General features: G+C 39.7%; 22 protein-coding genes. All 22 read left to right on the top strand.

Annotation, left to right across the window (positions count from 1 at the left end; genetic code table 11):
• Window positions 1–39 precede the first annotated feature (39 nt).
• Complete coding sequence (gene trmFO / locus NSU02_RS11735) at window positions 40–1347, top strand: FADH(2)-oxidizing methylenetetrahydrofolate--tRNA-(uracil(54)-C(5))-methyltransferase TrmFO (RefSeq protein ID WP_063388415.1); 1308 nt, start codon at window positions 40–42, stop codon at window positions 1345–1347.
• Window positions 1348–1410: 63 nt separating this feature from the next.
• Window positions 1411–2322 carry a tyrosine recombinase XerC gene (gene xerC, locus NSU02_RS11730; protein ID WP_063388414.1) on the top strand — a complete coding sequence of 304 codons (912 nt, stop codon included), beginning with the start codon at window positions 1411–1413 and terminating at the stop codon, window positions 2320–2322.
• A gap of 14 nt (window positions 2323–2336) precedes the next feature.
• Window positions 2337–2879, top strand: coding sequence for an ATP-dependent protease subunit HslV (gene hslV / locus NSU02_RS11725; RefSeq protein ID WP_082829323.1), 543 nt, complete (start codon window positions 2337–2339; stop codon window positions 2877–2879).
• Between the two features lie 15 nt (window positions 2880–2894).
• Window positions 2895–4298 carry an HslU--HslV peptidase ATPase subunit gene (hslU, locus tag NSU02_RS11720; RefSeq protein WP_063388413.1) on the top strand — a complete coding sequence of 468 codons (1404 nt, stop codon included), beginning with the start codon at window positions 2895–2897 and terminating at the stop codon, window positions 4296–4298.
• A 32-nt stretch (window positions 4299–4330) separates the two neighbouring features.
• Window positions 4331–5110 carry a GTP-sensing pleiotropic transcriptional regulator CodY gene (gene codY / locus NSU02_RS11715; protein WP_066246516.1) on the top strand — a complete coding sequence of 260 codons (780 nt, stop codon included), beginning with the start codon at window positions 4331–4333 and terminating at the stop codon, window positions 5108–5110.
• A 348-nt stretch (window positions 5111–5458) separates the two neighbouring features.
• On the top strand, window positions 5459–5848 hold the full coding sequence (flgB, locus tag NSU02_RS11710) for a flagellar basal body rod protein FlgB (protein ID WP_063386658.1): 390 nt from the start codon (window positions 5459–5461) through the stop codon (window positions 5846–5848).
• Window positions 5848–6291: a flagellar basal body rod protein FlgC gene (flgC, locus tag NSU02_RS11705; protein WP_066246514.1), complete on the top strand. Its 444-nt coding sequence runs from the start codon at window positions 5848–5850 to the stop codon at window positions 6289–6291. The genes flgB and flgC overlap by 1 nt, the downstream gene beginning before the upstream one ends.
• A gap of 16 nt (window positions 6292–6307) precedes the next feature.
• On the top strand, window positions 6308–6604 hold the full coding sequence (fliE, locus tag NSU02_RS11700) for a flagellar hook-basal body complex protein FliE (protein WP_063386660.1): 297 nt from the start codon (window positions 6308–6310) through the stop codon (window positions 6602–6604).
• 46 nt (window positions 6605–6650) lie between these two features.
• Window positions 6651–8255 carry a flagellar basal-body MS-ring/collar protein FliF gene (gene fliF / locus NSU02_RS11695; RefSeq protein WP_311066233.1) on the top strand — a complete coding sequence of 535 codons (1605 nt, stop codon included), beginning with the start codon at window positions 6651–6653 and terminating at the stop codon, window positions 8253–8255.
• Window positions 8256–8268: 13 nt separating this feature from the next.
• Complete coding sequence (gene fliG / locus NSU02_RS11690) at window positions 8269–9270, top strand: flagellar motor switch protein FliG (RefSeq protein WP_063386662.1); 1002 nt, start codon at window positions 8269–8271, stop codon at window positions 9268–9270.
• A complete protein-coding gene (fliH, locus tag NSU02_RS11685) occupies window positions 9263–10015 on the top strand; it encodes a flagellar assembly protein FliH (protein WP_311066232.1) in 753 nt (250 codons plus the stop codon). The genes fliG and fliH overlap by 8 nt, the downstream gene beginning before the upstream one ends.
• 5 nt (window positions 10016–10020) lie before the next feature.
• Complete coding sequence (gene fliI / locus NSU02_RS11680) at window positions 10021–11337, top strand: flagellar protein export ATPase FliI (RefSeq protein ID WP_311066231.1); 1317 nt, start codon at window positions 10021–10023, stop codon at window positions 11335–11337.
• Window positions 11334–11777, top strand: a complete 444-nt coding sequence (fliJ, locus tag NSU02_RS11675; RefSeq protein WP_063386665.1) for a flagellar export protein FliJ — start codon at window positions 11334–11336, stop codon at window positions 11775–11777. The genes fliI and fliJ overlap by 4 nt, the downstream gene beginning before the upstream one ends.
• 6 nt (window positions 11778–11783) lie before the next feature.
• The gene (locus NSU02_RS11670; RefSeq protein ID WP_339192941.1) at window positions 11784–12410 is read left to right on the top strand and encodes a hypothetical protein; all 627 of its coding nucleotides are present in this window, start codon (window positions 11784–11786) and stop codon (window positions 12408–12410) included.
• Window positions 12411–12453: 43 nt separating this feature from the next.
• The gene (locus NSU02_RS11665; protein ID WP_311066229.1) at window positions 12454–13725 is read left to right on the top strand and encodes a flagellar hook-length control protein FliK; all 1272 of its coding nucleotides are present in this window, start codon (window positions 12454–12456) and stop codon (window positions 13723–13725) included.
• A gap of 9 nt (window positions 13726–13734) precedes the next feature.
• Entirely contained in the window at window positions 13735–14178 is a 444-nt protein-coding gene (gene flgD / locus NSU02_RS11660; RefSeq protein ID WP_063386668.1) for a flagellar hook assembly protein FlgD, read from the top strand.
• A 35-nt stretch (window positions 14179–14213) separates the two neighbouring features.
• Window positions 14214–15743 (top strand): flagellar hook-basal body complex protein, encoded by a 1530-nt coding sequence (locus tag NSU02_RS11655; protein WP_094246041.1) that lies wholly within the window; start codon window positions 14214–14216, stop codon window positions 15741–15743.
• A 25-nt stretch (window positions 15744–15768) separates the two neighbouring features.
• A complete protein-coding gene (locus NSU02_RS11650) occupies window positions 15769–15987 on the top strand; it encodes a flagellar FlbD family protein (protein WP_063386670.1) in 219 nt (72 codons plus the stop codon).
• Window positions 15980–16408, top strand: a complete 429-nt coding sequence (gene fliL, locus NSU02_RS11645) for a flagellar basal body-associated protein FliL (RefSeq protein WP_066246495.1) — start codon at window positions 15980–15982, stop codon at window positions 16406–16408. Before NSU02_RS11650 ends, fliL begins: the two co-directional genes overlap by 8 nt.
• 33 nt (window positions 16409–16441) lie before the next feature.
• Window positions 16442–17440 (top strand): flagellar motor switch protein FliM, encoded by a 999-nt coding sequence (fliM, locus tag NSU02_RS11640; protein ID WP_063386672.1) that lies wholly within the window; start codon window positions 16442–16444, stop codon window positions 17438–17440.
• Window positions 17433–18512 (top strand): flagellar motor switch phosphatase FliY, encoded by a 1080-nt coding sequence (fliY, locus tag NSU02_RS11635; protein ID WP_339192939.1) that lies wholly within the window; start codon window positions 17433–17435, stop codon window positions 18510–18512. Before fliM ends, fliY begins: the two co-directional genes overlap by 8 nt.
• A 21-nt stretch (window positions 18513–18533) precedes the next feature.
• Complete coding sequence (locus NSU02_RS11630; protein ID WP_063386674.1) at window positions 18534–18896, top strand: response regulator; 363 nt, start codon at window positions 18534–18536, stop codon at window positions 18894–18896.
• Window positions 18897–18904 lie beyond the last annotated feature (8 nt).

Raw genomic sequence — 18904 nt, 5'->3', positions numbered from 1 at the left:
ACAAGAAGAGAGCTTTTATAAAGACGGAGGAGTGCTAAAATGAACAATCAAGTTGTCAACGTTATCGGTGCTGGGCTAGCTGGAAGCGAAGCGGCATGGCAAATTGCCAAAAGAGGAATTCAAGTTCGCTTGTACGAAATGCGTCCAAAAAAGCAAACTCCAGCCCATCATACGGATAAATTTGCTGAACTGGTCTGCTCTAATTCGTTGAGAGCCAATTCTTTGACAAATGCAGTCGGAGTATTGAAAGAAGAAATGAGAATGTGTGACTCCGTAATTATTTCGGCTGCTGATCAATGTTCCGTTCCGGCTGGGGGTGCACTTGCCGTTGATCGCCACGAATTTGCGGATATCGTCACTAAACGGGTGAAAGAACATCCCAATATTACCGTCTTTCACGAAGAAGTGACGGACATTCCAGAAGGGCCGACGGTAATAGCGACAGGACCTTTAACTTCAGAAGCATTATCGGAAGCATTAAAAAAGCTTACTGGCGAGGAATATTTATATTTTTACGACGCAGCCGCACCGATAATTGAAAAAGACAGCATTGATATGGAAAAAGTATATTTGAAATCAAGATACGACAAAGGGGAGGCTGCATATTTAAACTGTCCGATGACAGAGGAAGAGTTCGAGCGCTTTTATGAGGCATTAATCAGCGCGGAAACTGTTCCTCTAAAAGAATTTGAGAAAGAAATCTTTTTTGAAGGATGCATGCCGATTGAAGTCATGGCAAAGAGAGGAAAGAAAACGCTTCTTTTCGGACCGATGAAGCCTGTCGGCTTGGAGCATCCCGAAACAGGAAAGCGTCCTTTTGCCGTCGTCCAGCTGCGGCAGGATAATGCGGCAGGGACTTTGTATAATATCGTCGGCTTCCAAACTCATCTAAAATGGGGTCCGCAAAAGGAAATCATTCAGATGATTCCGGGGCTTGAAAAGGCGGAAATTGTCAGATATGGAGTGATGCATCGAAATACGTTTATCAATTCCCCGAAACTGCTTAGACCAACTTATCAATATAAAGGGCGCGAGGATTTGTTTTTCGCCGGACAAATGACTGGCGTAGAAGGCTATGTTGAGTCAGCTGCTTCCGGATTAATAGCAGGCATTAATGCGGCATGCCTCGTTTTGGGAAAGGAATTGATTGAATTTCCTGATGAAACAGCAATGGGAAGCATGGCAAAGTATATTACAACGGCAGATCCGAATAATTTTCAGCCGATGAATGCGAATTTTGGTCTTTTTAAACCGCTTGACACCCACATTAAAGTGAAAAAAGAAAGAAATGAACAATTGGCAAAAAGAGCACTTCAAACTATTCAAAAAATTTCGAAAAAATTATAAAATGGATTGAAAGGGCTACTGCAAATGTGATACGATTTAGTAGCCCTTTGTGAGGTGCTAAGAGTGGAAAATGTTAAGAATTATTTAAATTTATTCATTGAATATTTACAAATTGAAAAAAATTATTCACAATATACAATTGTGAATTATCTGCATGACTTGAATGATTTTTTTTCTTTTATGGAAAAAGAAGGGTTAGAAAGGTTGGATGACGTTCAATATTCAGATATACGTATTTTTTTGACGGATTTAAGCAAAAAGTATTCCAAAACATCCATTTCCCGTAAAATTTCAAGCATTAGAACTTTTTATCATTTTCTTTTGCGGGAAAAATATGTAACGGACAATCCTTTTTCTTTAGTGTCACTTCCGAAGCAAAAAAAAGCGATCCCTAGATTTTTATTTGATGAGGAGCTGGAAATGCTGTTTTCCATTTCCGACCTGAATGATCCGCTCGGGCAGCGGAATCAATTGATTTTGGAATTTTTATATGGAACAGGAATCCGTGTAAGCGAATTATGCCAAATTCGCCTTGAAGACCTGGATTTTTCCATTGAGACCATTTTAGTAAATGGAAAAGGAAACAAACAGCGCTATGTGCCTTTCGGAAGCTATGCACGTCAGGCAGCGGAACGATATATCCATGATGGCAGAAGCAAGCTGATGAAAAATCAGTCCGGACAGGATCATCGCTTTTTGTTTGTAAACCATCGGGGAAAGCCTTTAACAGCAAGGGGAGTTCGGTATATATTAAAACAGCTGATAGATGCTTCAGCAAAAAATCTGCATCTTCATCCGCATATGTTTAGGCATACTTTTGCGACTCACCTCTTAAATGCTGGAGCTGACTTAAGAAGTGTTCAAGAACTTTTGGGCCATGTTCATTTATCATCAACGCAAATTTATACCCATGTGTCAAAAGACCATTTGAAAAATGTTTATATGGCCTACCATCCACGGGCAAAAGATTCTTAAAGGGAGGCTTGCAATTGTCAACATTTCATGCGACAACGATTTTTGCCATTCGCCATAAAGGACAATGCGCGATGGCAGGTGATGGACAAGTAACACTTGGCAATCAAGTTGTGATGAAGCATACAGCACGAAAGGTCCGAAAAATTTATAATGGAAAAGTGCTTGCTGGATTTGCGGGATCTGTTGCTGATGCGTTTACGCTGTTTGAAAAGTTTGAAGGCAGCCTGGAAGAGTATAACGGCAATTTGGCAAGAGCGGCTGTGGAAATGGCAAAAGAGTGGCGAAGCGACAAAGTATTAAGACAATTAGAAGCAATGTTAATTGTGATGGATGCCCAAAAGCTTCTGCTCCTTTCTGGGACGGGTGAAGTAATCGAACCGGATGATGGCATTTTAGCTATCGGCTCAGGGGGAAATTATGCCCTTGCTGCAGGACGTGCATTGAAACAATATGCCGGTGAACAAATGTCTGCCAAAGAAATCGCTAAATCCGCTCTAGAAATAGCAGCAAATATTTGCGTTTTTACGAACAATAACATTATCGTTGAGGAACTTTAGAAAGGAGGGAGGCGAATGAAAAAAATGCAATTATCTCCGAAACAAATTGTTGAACGATTAGACCAATACATAGTCGGTCAGGAAGAAGCGAAAAAAGCGGTTGCTGTTGCGTTAAGAAATCGATACCGGAGAAGCTTATTGGATGAAAAAATTCGCGATGAAGTGGTTCCGAAAAACATTTTAATGATTGGTCCGACTGGGGTTGGAAAAACTGAAATTGCTAGGAGAATTGCAAAGCTCGTCGGCGCGCCCTTTGTAAAGGTTGAGGCAACAAAATTTACAGAAGTAGGGTATGTCGGGCGAGATGTGGAATCGATGGTCCGCGATTTAGTGGAAACTTCCGTCCGGCTTGTGAAGGAAGAAAAAATGCAGGAAGTAAGAGCACAAGCGGAAGAAAACGCCAATCGCAGGCTGATCGAGCTCCTCGTTCCGAGTAAGAAAAAACAGGCTGCTTACAAAAATCCTTTAGAAATGCTTTTCGGAGGAAATCAACAAACAAATTCGTTCGAAACGCAGGGAGAAAATGAACAGGATCTAAAGGAGAAGCGGAGAGAAATCGCCCGCAAATTAGCAGCAGGCGAACTGGAAGACCATTTTGTTACGGTTGAAATTGAGGAACAGCAGCCCTCTATGTTCGATCTCCTGCAAGGGACAGGGATGGAGCAGATGGGCTTTAATATGCAGGATGCTTTGAACAGTCTTCTTCCAAAAAGGAAGAAAAAAAGAAAGCTTACTGTGAAAAACGCCCGAAAGGTTTTGACGAATGAAGAAGCAGCAAAACTGATTGATATGGACGAAGTGACACAGCTTGCCATTGAACGCGCGGAACAATCAGGCATCATTTTTATCGATGAAATCGACAAAATCGCCAAAAACGGCCACAACAGTTCTGGTGCTGATGTTTCCCGCGAAGGTGTGCAAAGAGATATACTTCCAATCGTGGAAGGATCTGCAGTTGTAACAAAATATGGCACCGTAAAAACCGACCATATACTCTTTATTGCAGCTGGTGCTTTTCACATGGCGAAGCCATCGGATTTAATCCCTGAATTGCAAGGGCGTTTTCCGATTCGCGTGGAATTGAAAAAGCTAACGGCAGATGATTTTGTCCGAATTTTAATTGAACCGGATAATGCTTTATTAAAACAATATGAAGCATTATTGGAGACGGAAGGTATAAAATTAGAATTTTCTGACGAAGCTATTCGTAAAATTGCTGAAATTGCTTACCAAGTGAACCAAGATACAGATAATATTGGGGCAAGAAGGCTTCATACCATTTTAGAAAAACTGCTGGAAGACTTGTTGTTTGAAGCGCCGGATATAAATTTAGAAAAGGTTGTGATTACACCGAACTATGTGGAAGAAAAATTAAATAAAATTGTTCAAAACAAAGATTTAAGTCAATTTATTTTATAAAAAGATGAAATTTTTTAGGAGGATTTGAGATCATGGAGTTATTAGAAAAAACAAGAAAAATTAATGCGATGCTGCAAAAGGCGGCAGGAAAACCTGTTAATTTTAAAGAAATGGCGGAAACATTAAGTGAAGTCATTGAGGCAAATATTTTTGTGCTCAGCCGCCGAGGAAAAGTATTAGGCTTCGGCTTGAACAAGCAAATAGATAATGACCGCATGAAAAAAATGCTGGAGGAAAGAAAATTTCCTGAAGAGTATACGAAAAGTTTATTTAATATTACCGAAACGTCACCAAATTTAGATGTATATAGCGAATATACTGCATTTCCTGTTGAGAACCGCGAGCTCTTTAAAAACGGATATACGACCATTGTACCGATCATCGGAGGCGGAGACCGCTTAGGAACCCTTATATTATCTAGACTGGGAACCCAATTTAATGATGATGACCTAATATTGGCTGAATACGGGGCAACTGTTGTTGGAATGGAGATTTTAAGAGAAAAAGCCGAGGAAATTGAAGAGGAAGCGAGAAGCAAAGCGGTTGTCCAAATGGCAATCAGCTCTTTATCATACAGCGAACTCGAAGCGATCGAACACATTTTTGAAGAATTAAGCGGCACAGAGGGATTGCTAGTTGCAAGCAAAATTGCTGACCGCGTCGGCATTACCAGATCTGTGATCGTCAATGCGCTTCGCAAGTTAGAAAGCGCTGGAGTCATTGAATCTCGTTCTCTTGGTATGAAAGGCACATATATTAAAGTGTTAAACAACAAATTTTTAGTTGAACTAGAAAAATTAAAAAACCATTAAAAGAAAGCTGCTCTAAAGGTTTGTTTATCAAACCTTTTGAAGCAGCTTTTTATAAATGTTTTCTACAAATTTCTTCTTGAAAATCGGCTGATTTGTCTAATTTCAAAAAGTTCTAACCTCCTACTCATCCCTCTGAAAAAGCTGCAGAATCAAATTCCAATGTTAAAAAAGTGATAGTCATTTAGAACTAGAAAAAAAATAATCGCAATGTACGACGATTTTTTACAAATTATACATAGACTTTAAGCTGTTTCTTTTTTAAAATAATATTTATAAATTAGCAAAATTCGACATTTTTACTTCTTATTTCTTTTGCAATACAAGATCATCATACTTTTGGAGGGAGCAATGAAAATATTTTCTAATTCAATAGCCAATTTGGAGCAGGCAATTCGAATTTCTTCCTTAAACGGAAAAGTTATAGCCAATAATATTGCAAATGTGGACACTCCAGGGTATAAAGCGAAAACAGTTAATTTTAAAAACGTTTTGGATCAACAAATAAAACTGGATGCATATCGGACCAATCCGCGTCATCTTCCATTTGTGGGCAGCGAAAGCACATCGATTGTGGAAACGAGGACAAACAGTGCTTATCAGCATAATGGGAATAATGTCGACATTGATCAAGAAATGGCAAAGCTTGCGGAAAATCAAATTTTCTACAATGCATTGATTGACAGATTGAATGGCAAATTTAATTCATTAAAAACAGTAATAAAAGGTGGTCGTACATAATGGGGATTTTTCAGTCTTTAAACATTTCCGCATCAGCTTTAACAGCTCAGCGGCTGAGAATGGATGTCATTTCATCGAATATGGCAAACATGGAGACGACTAGAGCTGAATATGTGGACGGGCAATGGCAGCCTTACCGCCGGAAAATGGTTGTAACAGCAGAGGATACAAAACCTTTCTCAGCTTTTCTGAATCAAGAGCTGAACGGCGTTGGAAACGGCGTGAGAGTTCAAGCCATTGTTGAGGACGAGACGCCTTTTAAAATCGTTTATGATCCCGACCATCCTGATGCAGACGAAAATGGCTATGTTTCTTTGCCAAATGTAGATCCTTTAAAAGAAATGGTCGACTTGATCAGCAGCACGCGCTCATATGAAGCAAATGTTACAAGCTTTAATGCATCGAAAAACATGCTGCTGAAAGCATTGGAAATAGGGAAATAGAATAGGAGTGATGTAAATGATTGAGCAAATTTCTTTTCCGACTCAATCGATTCAGCTTGAAAACCGAGCACAAAGTACGGAAAATTCTGGGAAATCATCCTTTTCAGATATGTTGAAAAAATCGCTGGAAGCTGTCAATGAAGCTCAATTAAATTCCGATCGGCTGACAAATGCTCTTGCAGCAGGACAAAATGTAGAGCTTCATGATGTCATGATCGCAGCACAAAAAGCGAGCATTTTACTTGAAGCAACTGTTGAATTCAGGAATAAAGTCATTGAAGCTTATCAAGAAGTGATGAGAATGCAAATATAATTAGTCTATTTAGAAATGGAATGTCATTATCGGGGGATCAGAAAGAATGAATCAAAAACTACTGCAAATAAAGGATACAATTTTGTCATTTTGGAGGCAAAGGACAAAATGGCAAAAAGCCCTCATCATCGGAGGCGCATCGCTCATCATCATTGCCATTATCGTTTCGTCAATAGTTTTGTCAAAACCGAAAATGATACCGCTATATACGAATTTATCATTGGAAGAAGCTGGCCGAATCAAAGAAACCCTCGATAACAAAGGGATTCAATCGGAAATAGCCGATAACGGAACAACTATTAAAGTGCCAGAAAGCGAAGCAAATGCACTGAAAGTGGAACTTGCTGCTGAAGGTATTCCTGAAAGCGGAAATATCGATTATTCGTATTTTGGACAAAATATCGGTTTTGGCATGACAGATAATGAATTTGATGTATTAAAATTAAAAGCTACACAAACAGAACTGGCCAATTTAATTAAAGAAATCGAAGGCGTAAAAAACGCTAAAGTGATGGTCAATTTACCTAAAGAAACGGTATTCGTCGGCGAGGACGCAGGAGAAGCATCAGCTTCCATTGTTTTAAATTTGGAGCCGGGTTACAAGCTTGATCAATCGCAAGTGAACGCACTCTATCACCTTGTTTCCAAGAGCGTGCCGAATTTACCGGTTGAAAACATTGTTATAATGGACCAAAATTTTGATTATTATGATTTGAAACAAGAGGATACACCTGGCACTAATTTTGCTTCCCAGCTTGAAATCAAATCGGAAATTGAAAAAAATATTCAACGGCAAGTTCAAAGAATGCTGGGTACGATGATGGGCCAAGACAAAGTGGTTGTCAACGTATCAGCTGATATTGATTTTACCCAGGAAAAGCGGGAAGAAAACTTAGTGGAGCCAGTTGATGAAGAGAACAATGAAGGAATTGCCATCAGTGCAGAACGGATTACGGAAACATACACAGGTACTGGGGCGCAAGCTGCCGGCGTTGCTGGAACAGGTCAAACAGATGTCCCGAATACATATCAACAGGCTGCCGGTGCAAACGGAGAAGGAGAATATGAAAAAATTGAAGACCGAATCAATTATGAGGTAAACCGGATCAAACGGGAAATTGTTGAAAGTCCATATAAAATTAGAGATCTGGGCATTCAAGTCATGGTTGAGCCCCCGAATCCGGAAAATCCAAATTCGTTGCCGCAGCAGAGTGTAGATGATATTGAACAAATTTTATCAACAATTGTTCGGACAAGCATCTATGAAGATCCGGAGGCCGAGCCGTTAACGGATCAAGACATTGAAGATAAAATTGTAGTTTCTGTTCAGCCGTTTTCAGGCAAAATAAATGCGGATGATTTGGAGGAGCCATCATCATTCCCAATTTGGGGCTATGTGTTAATTGGAGCAGGCATTCTGCTTCTTGGATTGTTATTCCTATGGTGGTGGAAAAGACGGAGAGACGAAGAAGATGAATATGAAGATGATGAATTTGACGAAATAGAAGAAGTGGTACCGCAGCCTGTGCAAGAAGAAGAATCTGTCGAGCAAACGAAAGCAAATGAGCAGCGTAGGAAGCTTGAGGAGCTTGCCAAAGAGAAGCCTGACGAATTCGCTAAACTATTGCGCACTTGGCTCTATGAAGACTAGGGGGAAATGACATATGAAAAAGTTAAACGGTAGGCAAAAGGCTGCTATTTTATTGATCTCCTTAGGTCCGGAAGCTTCTGCTTCCGTTTATAAACACCTCACGGAAGAAGAAATTGAAAAGCTTACATTAGAAATATCGAGTGTACGGAAAGTGGATTCGCAAAAAAAAGAAGAAGTGATCGAAGAGTTTCATCAAATCGCCCTTGCGCAAGATTATATTGCCCAAGGGGGGATCCAATATGCGAAAGAGGTGCTTGAGAAAGCATTAGGAGGGGAAAAGGCAAGTGAAATAATCAGAAGGCTGACATCTTCTCTTCAAGTACGGCCGTTTGATTTTGTTAGAAAAGCAGATCCGGCTCAAATTTTAAACTTTATACAAAACGAGCATCCGCAAACGATCGCTTTAGTTTTGTCTTATCTGGATGCCAAGCAGTCGGGACAAATTTTATCGAGCTTGCCTCAGGAAGTTCAAGCGGATATTGCAAGAAGAATCGCCATTATGGACCGCACATCCCCTGAAGTAATTAATGAAGTTGAACAAGTTTTAGAGAAGAAACTTTCTTCTACTGTAACGGAAGATTTCACAGAAACGGGTGGAATCGAAACAGTAGTGGAAGTGTTAAACGGTGTCGACCGCTCGACAGAACGAACGATACTGGAAGCACTAGAAGTGCAGGACCCCGAGCTTGCCGAAGAAATCAAAAAGCGGATGTTTGTATTTGAAGATATTGTTACCTTGGATAACCGCGCCATTCAGCGCGTCATTCGCGAAGTGGATAATAATGATCTCATGTTGGCGTTAAAGGTTGCGTCGGATGAAGTGAAAGAAATTGTCTTTAAAAATATGTCAACTAGAATGGCGGAAACATTCAAGGAGGAAATGAATTACATGGGTCCTGTTCGGCTTCGTGATGTAGAAGAAGCGCAATCAAGAATTGTTGAAGTGATAAGAAGATTAGAGGATGCTGGCGAAATTGTGATCGCTCGAGGACAAGGAGATGAAATCATTGTCTAGAGTCATAAAATCCGGCCATGCTTGGTCATTGCACAAGCCGCACAAATTGACGATCAGAACGATCCAAATTCAGGAAGAGTTCGCCGCTTCCGATCAAAAAGAGAACACACAGCGCTCACAGTTCCTTGAGGCAGCCCATTTGGAAGCAGAGAAAATTTTAGAAAAAGCTGAAGAAGAAAAAACGCGATTGCTTAAGGAGATCGAAAAAGAAAGGGAAGCTTGGCAGGAAGAAAAGGCGCGCCTAATAGAAGAAGCAAGAAAAGAAGGGTATCAAGACGGTTTTGAAAAAGGGAAAAAAGATGGACTTCAAGAGTATGAAAATGTGATTGAATCTGCCAGACAGGTAGTCCAGCTTTCCAAAAAAGATTATGAGAAAAAAATAGAAGCTTCCGAGGAAACCATTATTGAAATTGCTGTAAAAGTAGCGGAAAAAATTATTGCAGCCAACCTAAAGCGAGAGCCTGAACTGTTTACTGGATTGGTTCGCGAAGTGATTTGTGAAGTAAAGGAATATCCAGAAGTCAAAATATACGTTCACCCTGACAAATATGAATTTATGCTTGAACAAAAAGAAGAATTAATGGAACTATTTACAACCAAAACAGAGCTCTATATTTTTCCAGATGTAAATTTGCCCGAAAACGGAATTTGTGTGGAATCGCCATTTGGAAAAATTGATGCGAGCATTGATACACAGCTGGAGCAATTAAAAAGCAAGCTGTTAAATCTTGTCAGGGAGGATTGAAGCGATTGAAACTAGCTCAATTGATCGACCATATAGATCGGCTGGACTCTTATAAGAGATATGGAAAAGTGAAAAAAGTAGTCGGACTCATGATTGAATCACGCGGACCTGAATGCTCCATCGGTGATGTTTGCTATGTACATGTAGGGAAAAATGAAAAAACGCTGGCAGAAGTTGTCGGATTCAAAGAAGAAAATATTCTATTAATGCCGTTTACAAAGGTCAACCAAATTGCACCTGGCTGTGTCGTGGAAGCAACAGGCTCGCCCCTGAAAATAAAGTCGGGAATCAGCCTGATCGGAAAAGTATTAGATGCATTTGGCCATCCTATGGATGGATCCAATCTTCCAAAAGGTTTAACGACTATTCTGTCTGAAAATGAGCCGCCGAACCCGTTAACCCGGCCGCCGATCATCCAAAAAATTGAAGTGGGTGTGAAAGCAATTGACGGTTTTTTAACGATTGGGAAAGGTCAGCGGGTAGGTATTTTTGCAGGAAGCGGCGTTGGAAAAAGTACTTTGCTCGGAATGATCGCAAGAAGCTCAGGAGCAGATATAAATGTGATTGCCTTAATAGGTGAAAGGGGAAGAGAAGTTCGAGAATTTATTGAGAGAGATTTAGGCGAAGAAGGGCTAAAGCGGACGATTATTGTGGCGGCAACCTCCGATCAGCCGGCTTTAATGAGAATTAAAGCTGCCTATTCTGCAACGGCGATTGCAGAATATTTTCGAGATAAAGGATATAATGTCATGTTTATGATGGATTCAGTCACGAGAGTAGCGATTGCGCAAAGGGAAATTGGACTGGCTGTTGGGGAACCGCCGACGACAAAAGGATACACCCCTTCAGTGTTCGCCATGCTTCCTCGACTTTTAGAAAGAACAGGAAATAATGAAAAGGGTTCGATCACAGCCATTTATACTGTCTTAGTTGATGGCGATGATATGAACGAACCGATAGCGGATACTGTGAGAGGAATTTTGGACGGGCACATTGTGCTCGATCGCGAGTTGGCGAATAGAGGACATTTTCCTGCAATTAATATTTTAAAAAGCGTCAGCCGCCTTATGAACCATATTGTCGAACCGGCGCATCTGGAAGCTGCGAACAAACTGAAAGCATTGTACTCTACATATACCGAGTCAGAAGATTTAATTAAGATCGGCGCATATAAAAGAGGCTCTTCAAAAGAAATGGATCAAGCAATGGATTATTATCCGAAAATAAACGGATTTCTTCAGCAGCATATGAATGAAAAAATAACATTTGAGGAAAGCGTACAGCAATTAATTTCGCTACTTGAAGAAGGTGACAAGACATGACATACCATTTCCGCTATCAAAAAATATTGGATGTAAAGGAAAATGAGAAACGAAAATCATCAAAAGAATATGAAGATTCCGTTGAAAATTTTAAAAAAGTTGCAACAAAGCTGTACACATTTTTAAAGCAAAAAGAGGAGTTCGTAAAGCTTCAAGAAGAAAAATTGAACAAAGGGATGTCCGTTCAAGAAATTAAGCAGTATCAACAGTTTGTTCAAAATTTGGAAAAAACAATTGAGCATTACCAGCAGCTTGTCATTTATTCTCGTAATGCGATGAATGAAAAACAGTCGATTTTGATGCAAAAACATATAGAAGTAAAGCAATATGAAAAAATAAAAGAAAAAGATTACAAGAAATTTATGGAGCTAAGGAAACGAGAAGAAGGAAAAATGATGGATGAAATATCAATCATTACATATTCGTTTCATAGAAATTAGGTGGAAATGATGGCGAAAAAAGAAAAGAAACGAGGCGGTTTAAAAACTTTCTTGACCATATTTTTATCACTTTTTAGTCTTGGGCTTGTCGCCGTAATCGTCATGTTTTTTCTCGGCATTCTGCCGGCCCAAAATATTCCGATTATTTCGGACTTAGCGCAAGGAGGTCAGAAGCAAGAAAATCTTGAAAGGCTGAACGAGCAGCTGGAAAAAGAGCAAGAAGAGCTCAAGCAAAAGATTGAAGAGCAGGAAAGCACAATCAATCAGCTGCAAGAACAGCTGAAAAGCAAGGATGAAGAAATACAAGAGCTGACACAGCAAATCAACTCATTGGAAAACGCAGCTCAAACCAATCCGCAAAAAAATCAACAACAAGCCGTTGATATTGCGAAAGTATATGGAGAAATGTCAAGTAAAAAAGCAGCTGCCATCATTACAGAGCTTTCTGATGATGAAGCAATCAGCATACTATCATCTTTAAAAAAAGCCGTGCTTGCTAGAATTTTAGAAAAAATGACTCCCCAAGACGCTGCCAAATATACGAAGTTGTTATCCGAGCAATCAGCAGCTCAATCTGAACAACCAGCAGCCGAATCTGTACCATCAGCAACTGAAGAGGCAGCTGCTCAATAAATAACTTACATGACATTCTGATCATATTACAGGAGGTGAACAAATGGATGCCATTAAATTGCAGTTTTTCCAATTGAACACGCGAAACATACAATCAACAAACGGAGAAGAAAAAAAGGAAGAGTCAACTTTTCAAACGTTTTTTGATCAGCTTGTGAACATGAAGCCAGCCGATCAGGTGAAAGGAAATGAACCGCAAAAATTTGAAATCGAAACAACTATCTTAGAAGAGTTGAAAAATGCGATCAAAAATTGGCTCTCTCTTGACATTTTGTACGATCAGGAAACAGACGCTCAAGACAAACAGGAGAGAGAAGACAGCAGTTTATCTTCTGTCAGCCAACCTTCTTCTGAAAAGTTGGAATTGACATTTGCGAGCAATATGGAACTGAATGTTGATCATACGGAGCAAAGTCCGGAAAAAACTGTACTTTTTCAGCAAATCACTGCTATTTTAGCTTATTTACAACGAAATGAGCCGAGCGAGTTTATTCGAATGCTCGAAGTTTTTGAAACCATTACTAGAAAGTATGGCGATCTAGGCAGCACGATGCTTCAAAATATTTTAACAGCTGTTCGGATTGGACAATATGAGAATCACAGTGCTACCATAGCTGACATATTGCCTAATGATCTAGAAACATCAGAGCCGCTTCATTTTATACAACAAATGGACACGAATAAGAAACCATTTGTGCAGCGTGAGGAAATATTGGCAAGAACACATCCTCTAATGGAGTTTGTTCAACAAGAGAGCCGTGCTGAACAAAAAAGTGTTGGAAATTTCCTAACGGGCCAAACGAAGGATACGTTTGAGTTGACTCTTACATCATACATAAACAAATTTGGCTCAGAAAATCCGGCTTCGCAAATTGATTCTGAACTGAGTATAGACGTCCAAGAGGAATTTTTTCAAAAGTTAAAAGACGTAATAAAAACAAGTCGATTTGGCCAGCTTCCCAATGGCGCACAAAAATTGACGATACGACTCACTCCGGAGCATTTAGGGACCATTACCATTCAATTAATAAAAGATGGCGACCAAATGAGCGCCAAAATTAAGACATCGACTCAATCAGCGAAAGAATTGTTAGAGCATAGTATTCAGCAGTTAAAGCATTCGCTGCCGAATGTAACATTGCAAATTGACCGCTTTGATATTTTTGACGAAGAGCATTATTTCTTTCAAGAAAAAAGAGGACGTGGCAATTCGCAGCAACATAACGGGGAAGATCAAGAAAAGCATCAAAATGAACAGCAGAACGACCAAACTTTTATGGAAAAATTAAAAGAGTATGTAAATGCCATTATATAGGAGGTTCTTATGAGCGGAATTTCCATCGACAGCTATTTGTTATCGACCTATACAGAAAACAAAGCAAGGGAAGCTAAGTCAACTCTTGGAAAAGATGATTTTTTGAAGTTATTGATTACCCAATTGCAATATCAGGATCCGCTAAATCCAATGGAAGATAAAGAGTTTATTGCCCAAATGGCGAATTTCTCAACATTGGAACAAATAACAAACATGAATAAATCGCTTGAAGCCTTTTTAAAATCGGATGCACTCATCAAATATTCGCAGCTCATCGGCAAATCGGTAGAATACTCAAAAGAAGGTGAGCAAAAGCAGAGCATTGTCAAAAGCGTGCGGATGAATGGAGATACAGTCATCATTGCGCTTGCCAACGGCGATGAAGTGGAAAGCTCAAGTATTACGAAAGTATCCGAAGCTGGAGAAAACGATTCATCTGATCAGGAAGGATAATAATATTAACATTTTAAAGAAAGGGAGAGGTTCATATGTTGCGTTCCATGTATTCTGGTATTAGCGGAATGAAAAATTTCCAATTAAAATTGGATGTCATTGGCAACAATATCGCGAATGTCAACACGTACGGCTTCAAAAAAGGACGTGTCACTTTTAAAGAATTAGTCAACCAGCAAATTTCAGGCGCTAGCGCCGCTGTAAATGGACGAGGAGGTATAAATCCAGCACAGGTAGGATTGGGTGCGGCAATCGGAACAATCGACACTGTTCATACATCTGGACCAACTCAATCAACGGGAAGACTTCTTGATGTAGCGATCAGCGGAGACGGTTTTTTTCCTGTCGGAGTGATTACCGATTTAACGAGAGTCAACATTGATTACGCAGGGCAATTTGGAGACAATAAAATTTTGGGTGCCATTGATAGAGCAATTGATTTAGCATACACCCGCGCTGGAAACTTTTATTTGGATGCAAACGGATATTTAGTAACTGGCGAAGGGCTTTACTTAATTGGCGAAACAGGTGAAAAAATTCCTCCGACAGATCAAGGAATTCAAAAAGCAAATGCAGCGCTTCAGCAAATCACGTCTTTCAATACACCTTATAAAAATATGTATGAATCGTTGAGAGACATTTCAAAAAGAGCGAATGCATTGATGGAAGCTTATGAAGCATATAATGATGCGGTGGAAATATGGGAAAAAGACGGACGACAAAACCCATCACCTTTATACACCTCTATGCAAAATGCACGTAATGCTTTAATTGATATATGGACAGAGTTTAATGCAGCCATTACAAACCCAACGTCAGGGTTTGGGAATATTCGAAACCAGTTTGAAACGGCAATCGGACAATTAAATAATTCTATTAATAATTTTAACAATACACCGCCATATACTGACGTCATTACAACAATCACGAATCCGATTCTGCCGATTACAGCGGGGGATTATCCGCAAAATCCGTCAACAGCTATCCCGTTAGGTTCAAGTGCTGACACGAATACGCTTGATTTAATGACGAAGTTGATCGGGACAATTGAGAATTATAAAGTTGCCCTTAACAATGTTGGGCAAGCAGTCATTAAATACGAAGATATTGCCGAAAGTTTAAAAGAGGCGCAATGGACGGATTCGTTGAGCGGAGAAGCCGGTCTCATCCAAATTCCGCTTTCGGCTAAAAGCTTTAGCATCGGGCCTGATGGAAAGGTTACGTTTATTGATCGAAACGGTCAGTTAAAAGTCGCTGGACAAATCCGGCTTGCGAACTTTCCAAATCCAGAAGGATTAGAAAAAATCGGAAGCAATCTTTTTAGAGAAACGCCTAACTCTGGTTCTATCGACAAAAATGGCAATGGGCTGCAGCTTAACGAACTTTCCGTTCCAGGAGAGGATGGAGCAGGCTCATTGATTAATAGTTCACTAGAAATGTCCAATGTGGACTTGGCGGAAGAATTTACGGAAATGATTGTGGCACAAAGAGGTTTTCAATCAAATACGAAAATCATCACAACTTCTGACGAAATTTTGCAGGAGCTCCTTGGCTTAAAACGTTAATAGGAAGAACGGGGGAGCTTGAAACGTGATCAAATTAACAAAACTGAATGGCGAAGCTTTTTATCTGAATGTGTTGTTAATCGAACGGATTGAATCGTTTCCTGATACGACTATTACGTTAATATCCGGCAAAAAATATATAGTAAAAGATTCACAGACGGAAGTAGTAACAAAAATCAATGAGCTTTATAAACAATTTGGTTTTGGGAAAGCTTTCTATTTCGGGGGACAAGAAAATGAGTAAAAAATTTATAACTGCATTATTAATCGTCATTTCAACCGTTGGAATTGCTGCACTGACTACGTTTGTCGTCATGGAATTTTTTACGAAGGATCCGGTAGAAGCGAAAAACCGCTCCATCGACGAGGTGGTGGAATCGTCATTTGATGTTCCTGAAATTACGACAAACTTAAAAAGTAAAAATATTGTAAGACTTTCTTTCAAAATTGAAGCATCTGACAAAAAAGCGAGAGAAGAATTAGAAAAGAGAGAATTTCAAATAAAAGATATTATTATAACCGAACTGGCAAATATGGAAGCAAAAGATTTGGAAGGGCAAGCTGGAATGGACCGCTTTAAAGATACGATTAAAAAGAAGGTCGATGCGCTTTTACAAGAAGGAGAAGTGAAACAAGTGTACACGACTTCCTTTATCCTTCAATAGACAAAAAAGGGATAAGGAGGTGATGTTCTCATTATGTCAAATGAAATTTTATCGCAAAGTGAAATTGATGCGCTATTATCTGCATTAACGACCGGTGAAATGAATGTTGATGAATTAAAGAAAGAAGAAGAAGCAAAGAAAATAAAAGTTTACGATTTTAAACGTGCTCTTCGTTTTTCAAAAGATCAAATTCGCAGCATTACTCGAGTGCATGAAAATTTCGCAAGGCTTTTAACGACGTATTTTGCTGCGCAATTGCGGACATATGTCCAAATAACCGTCACGTCTGTAGACCAGCTGCCCTATGAAGAGTTTGTCCGTTCCATTCCGAAAATGACGGTTTTAAATGTTTTTGAACTTGGGACACTTGATGGAAGAATTATTATGGAAGTGAACCCAAATATTGCGTACGCAATGATGGATCGGTTAATGGGCGGTTTCGGGGCTTCCATGAATAAGATTGAACAATTAACAGAAATTGAAATGAAAATTATTGCATCCATTTTCGAAAAAACTTTGGAGCACTACCGTGAAGCTTGGAGTACCATTTTGGACATTGAGCCTTGCATGCAGGAATTTGAGGTAAATCCGCAATTTTTGCAAATGGTATCTCCAAATGACACAGTTGTTGTTATTTCCCTTAATACACAAGTGGGAGAAGCGAGCGGAATGATAAACCTTTGTATTCCCCATGTTGTGTTGGAACCAATTATTCCAAAGCTTTCCGTCCATTATTGGATGCAATCAGAAAGGAAAGCCCAAAACTCTGTGGAAACGGAAGTAATCAAAAACCGGATAAAGCTTGCAGAAGTTCCGGTGGTTGCGGAATTAGGGACGTCCGTTGTGACAGTTCAAGAGTTTCTTGAAATGCGAGTGGGGGATATGATCCGTCTTGATCAATCGACCAGCGACCCGTTGGTGATTAAAGTAGGTGACGTCCCTAAATTTTTTGGACAGCCTGGCAAAAAGAACAAGAAGCTGGCCGTTCAAATATTAGGCCACATAGAGAGAGGTGACGAAGCTGATGACTGATAACATGTTGTCACAAGAGGAAATCGATTCTCTATTAAAAGGGGGAAATCAAGAATCAACTGAAACTGACAATCTATTGAATGATATTGAAAAAGATACGATTGGGGAGATAGGAAATATTTCTTTTGGCAGTTCTGCTACCGCTTTATCATCCTTGCTTAATCAAAAAGTAGAAATCACTACTCCGAGCGTGTCAATTATTAATAAGCAAGAACTGGCAAAGGAGTTTCCACATCCATACGTAGCAATAGAAGTAGTTTTTACAGAAGGGCTGTCCGGCAGCAATCTGCTTGTAATTAAACAAAGCGATGCTGCTGTCATTGCTGATTTAATGATTGGCGGGGATGGTTCCAACCCGGATGAATTGGGGGAAATTCAATTAAGTGCTGTCCAGGAAGCGATGAATCAAATGATGGGATCTGCTTCCACATCAATGTCAACCGTTTTAAATAAAAAAATAGATATTTCACCGCCTCGCCTCGAATTATTGAATGTTAAAGAAGGGGAAGGAACCGATGCTATTCCTGATGACGAACTGCTTGTGAAGGTATCCTTCCGATTAACTGTCGGCAATTTAATTGATTCGAATATTATGCAGCTCTTACCCCTTGATTTTGCTAAACAGCTCGTTGTTGAATTAATGAATAAAGCGGGCAAAGAGGCATCAAATAACGTGCAAACAGAACCTGAAGAAGTGCGAGAAAATCAACAGCTGCATATAGAAAAAAGCGAGAAGGAAAAAGCTCAGCCTGTTGAAGTTAAACCTGTTGAATTTGCGACGTTTGATGAACAAACGAATCAATCTGTAGACACGCACAATTTGGAGCTGCTGCTCGACATTCCTTTAAATGTAACGGTTGAGCTTGGAAGAACAAAAAGATCCATCAAACAAATTTTGGAATTGTCTAAAGGATCCATTATCGAGCTTGATAAGCTGGCCGGGGAGCCAGTCGACATATTCATAAACAGCAAAAAGGTAGCAAAAGGTGAAGTAGTTGTCATCGACGAAAATTTCGGTGTTCGCGTAACGGATATCATGAGTCAAGCAGATCGGATAATGAATCTAAAATAGTTGATAGGAGTGAGGAGCAAAATGTCAAAAAGGATTTTAGTCGTTGATGATGCAGCATTTATGAGAATGATGATCAAAGATATATTGACAAAAAATGGATATGAAGTAGTAGGAGAGGCTGCAGATGGTGCGCAGGCAGTCGAAAAATTTAAAGAATTGCAGCCTGATTTAGTCACGATGGATATTACAATGCCTGAAATGGATGGCATCACTGCTTTAAAGGAAATCCGCAAAATCAATCCAAATGCAAAAGTTGTCATGTGTTCAGCGATGGGACAGCAGGCAATGGTAATCGATGCTATTCAAGCTGGTGCCAAAGATTTTATTGTGAAACCTTTTCAGGCCGATCGTGTACTGGAAGCTATTCAAAAGACATTGGGATAAGGAGCATT

The organism is Aeribacillus sp. FSL W8-0870 (assembly GCF_037963755.1).
Lineage (GTDB): Bacteria > Bacillota > Bacilli > Bacillales > Aeribacillaceae > Aeribacillus > Aeribacillus composti.
Note: the sequence above shows the minus strand (reverse complement) of the source record. Positions and strands in the feature narration are given on the sequence as shown.

Coding starts and splice junctions, on each gene's coding strand:
- trmFO (WP_063388415.1), top strand. CDS start 40: ATGAACAATCAAGTTGTCAACGTTATCGGTGCTGGGCTAGCTGGAAGC.
- hslU (WP_063388413.1), top strand. CDS start 2,895: ATGAAAAAAATGCAATTATCTCCGAAACAAATTGTTGAACGATTAGAC.
- codY (WP_066246516.1), top strand. CDS start 4,331: ATGGAGTTATTAGAAAAAACAAGAAAAATTAATGCGATGCTGCAAAAG.
- flgB (WP_063386658.1), top strand. CDS start 5,459: ATGAAAATATTTTCTAATTCAATAGCCAATTTGGAGCAGGCAATTCGA.
- flgC (WP_066246514.1), top strand. CDS start 5,848: ATGGGGATTTTTCAGTCTTTAAACATTTCCGCATCAGCTTTAACAGCT.
- fliE (WP_063386660.1), top strand. CDS start 6,308: ATGATTGAGCAAATTTCTTTTCCGACTCAATCGATTCAGCTTGAAAAC.
- fliF (WP_311066233.1), top strand. CDS start 6,651: ATGAATCAAAAACTACTGCAAATAAAGGATACAATTTTGTCATTTTGG.
- fliG (WP_063386662.1), top strand. CDS start 8,269: ATGAAAAAGTTAAACGGTAGGCAAAAGGCTGCTATTTTATTGATCTCC.
- fliJ (WP_063386665.1), top strand. CDS start 11,334: ATGACATACCATTTCCGCTATCAAAAAATATTGGATGTAAAGGAAAAT.
- NSU02_RS11670 (WP_339192941.1), top strand. CDS start 11,784: ATGATGGCGAAAAAAGAAAAGAAACGAGGCGGTTTAAAAACTTTCTTG.
- NSU02_RS11665 (WP_311066229.1), top strand. CDS start 12,454: ATGGATGCCATTAAATTGCAGTTTTTCCAATTGAACACGCGAAACATA.
- flgD (WP_063386668.1), top strand. CDS start 13,735: ATGAGCGGAATTTCCATCGACAGCTATTTGTTATCGACCTATACAGAA.
- NSU02_RS11655 (WP_094246041.1), top strand. CDS start 14,214: ATGTTGCGTTCCATGTATTCTGGTATTAGCGGAATGAAAAATTTCCAA.
- fliL (WP_066246495.1), top strand. CDS start 15,980: ATGAGTAAAAAATTTATAACTGCATTATTAATCGTCATTTCAACCGTT.
- fliM (WP_063386672.1), top strand. CDS start 16,442: ATGTCAAATGAAATTTTATCGCAAAGTGAAATTGATGCGCTATTATCT.
- fliY (WP_339192939.1), top strand. CDS start 17,433: ATGACTGATAACATGTTGTCACAAGAGGAAATCGATTCTCTATTAAAA.
- NSU02_RS11630 (WP_063386674.1), top strand. CDS start 18,534: ATGTCAAAAAGGATTTTAGTCGTTGATGATGCAGCATTTATGAGAATG.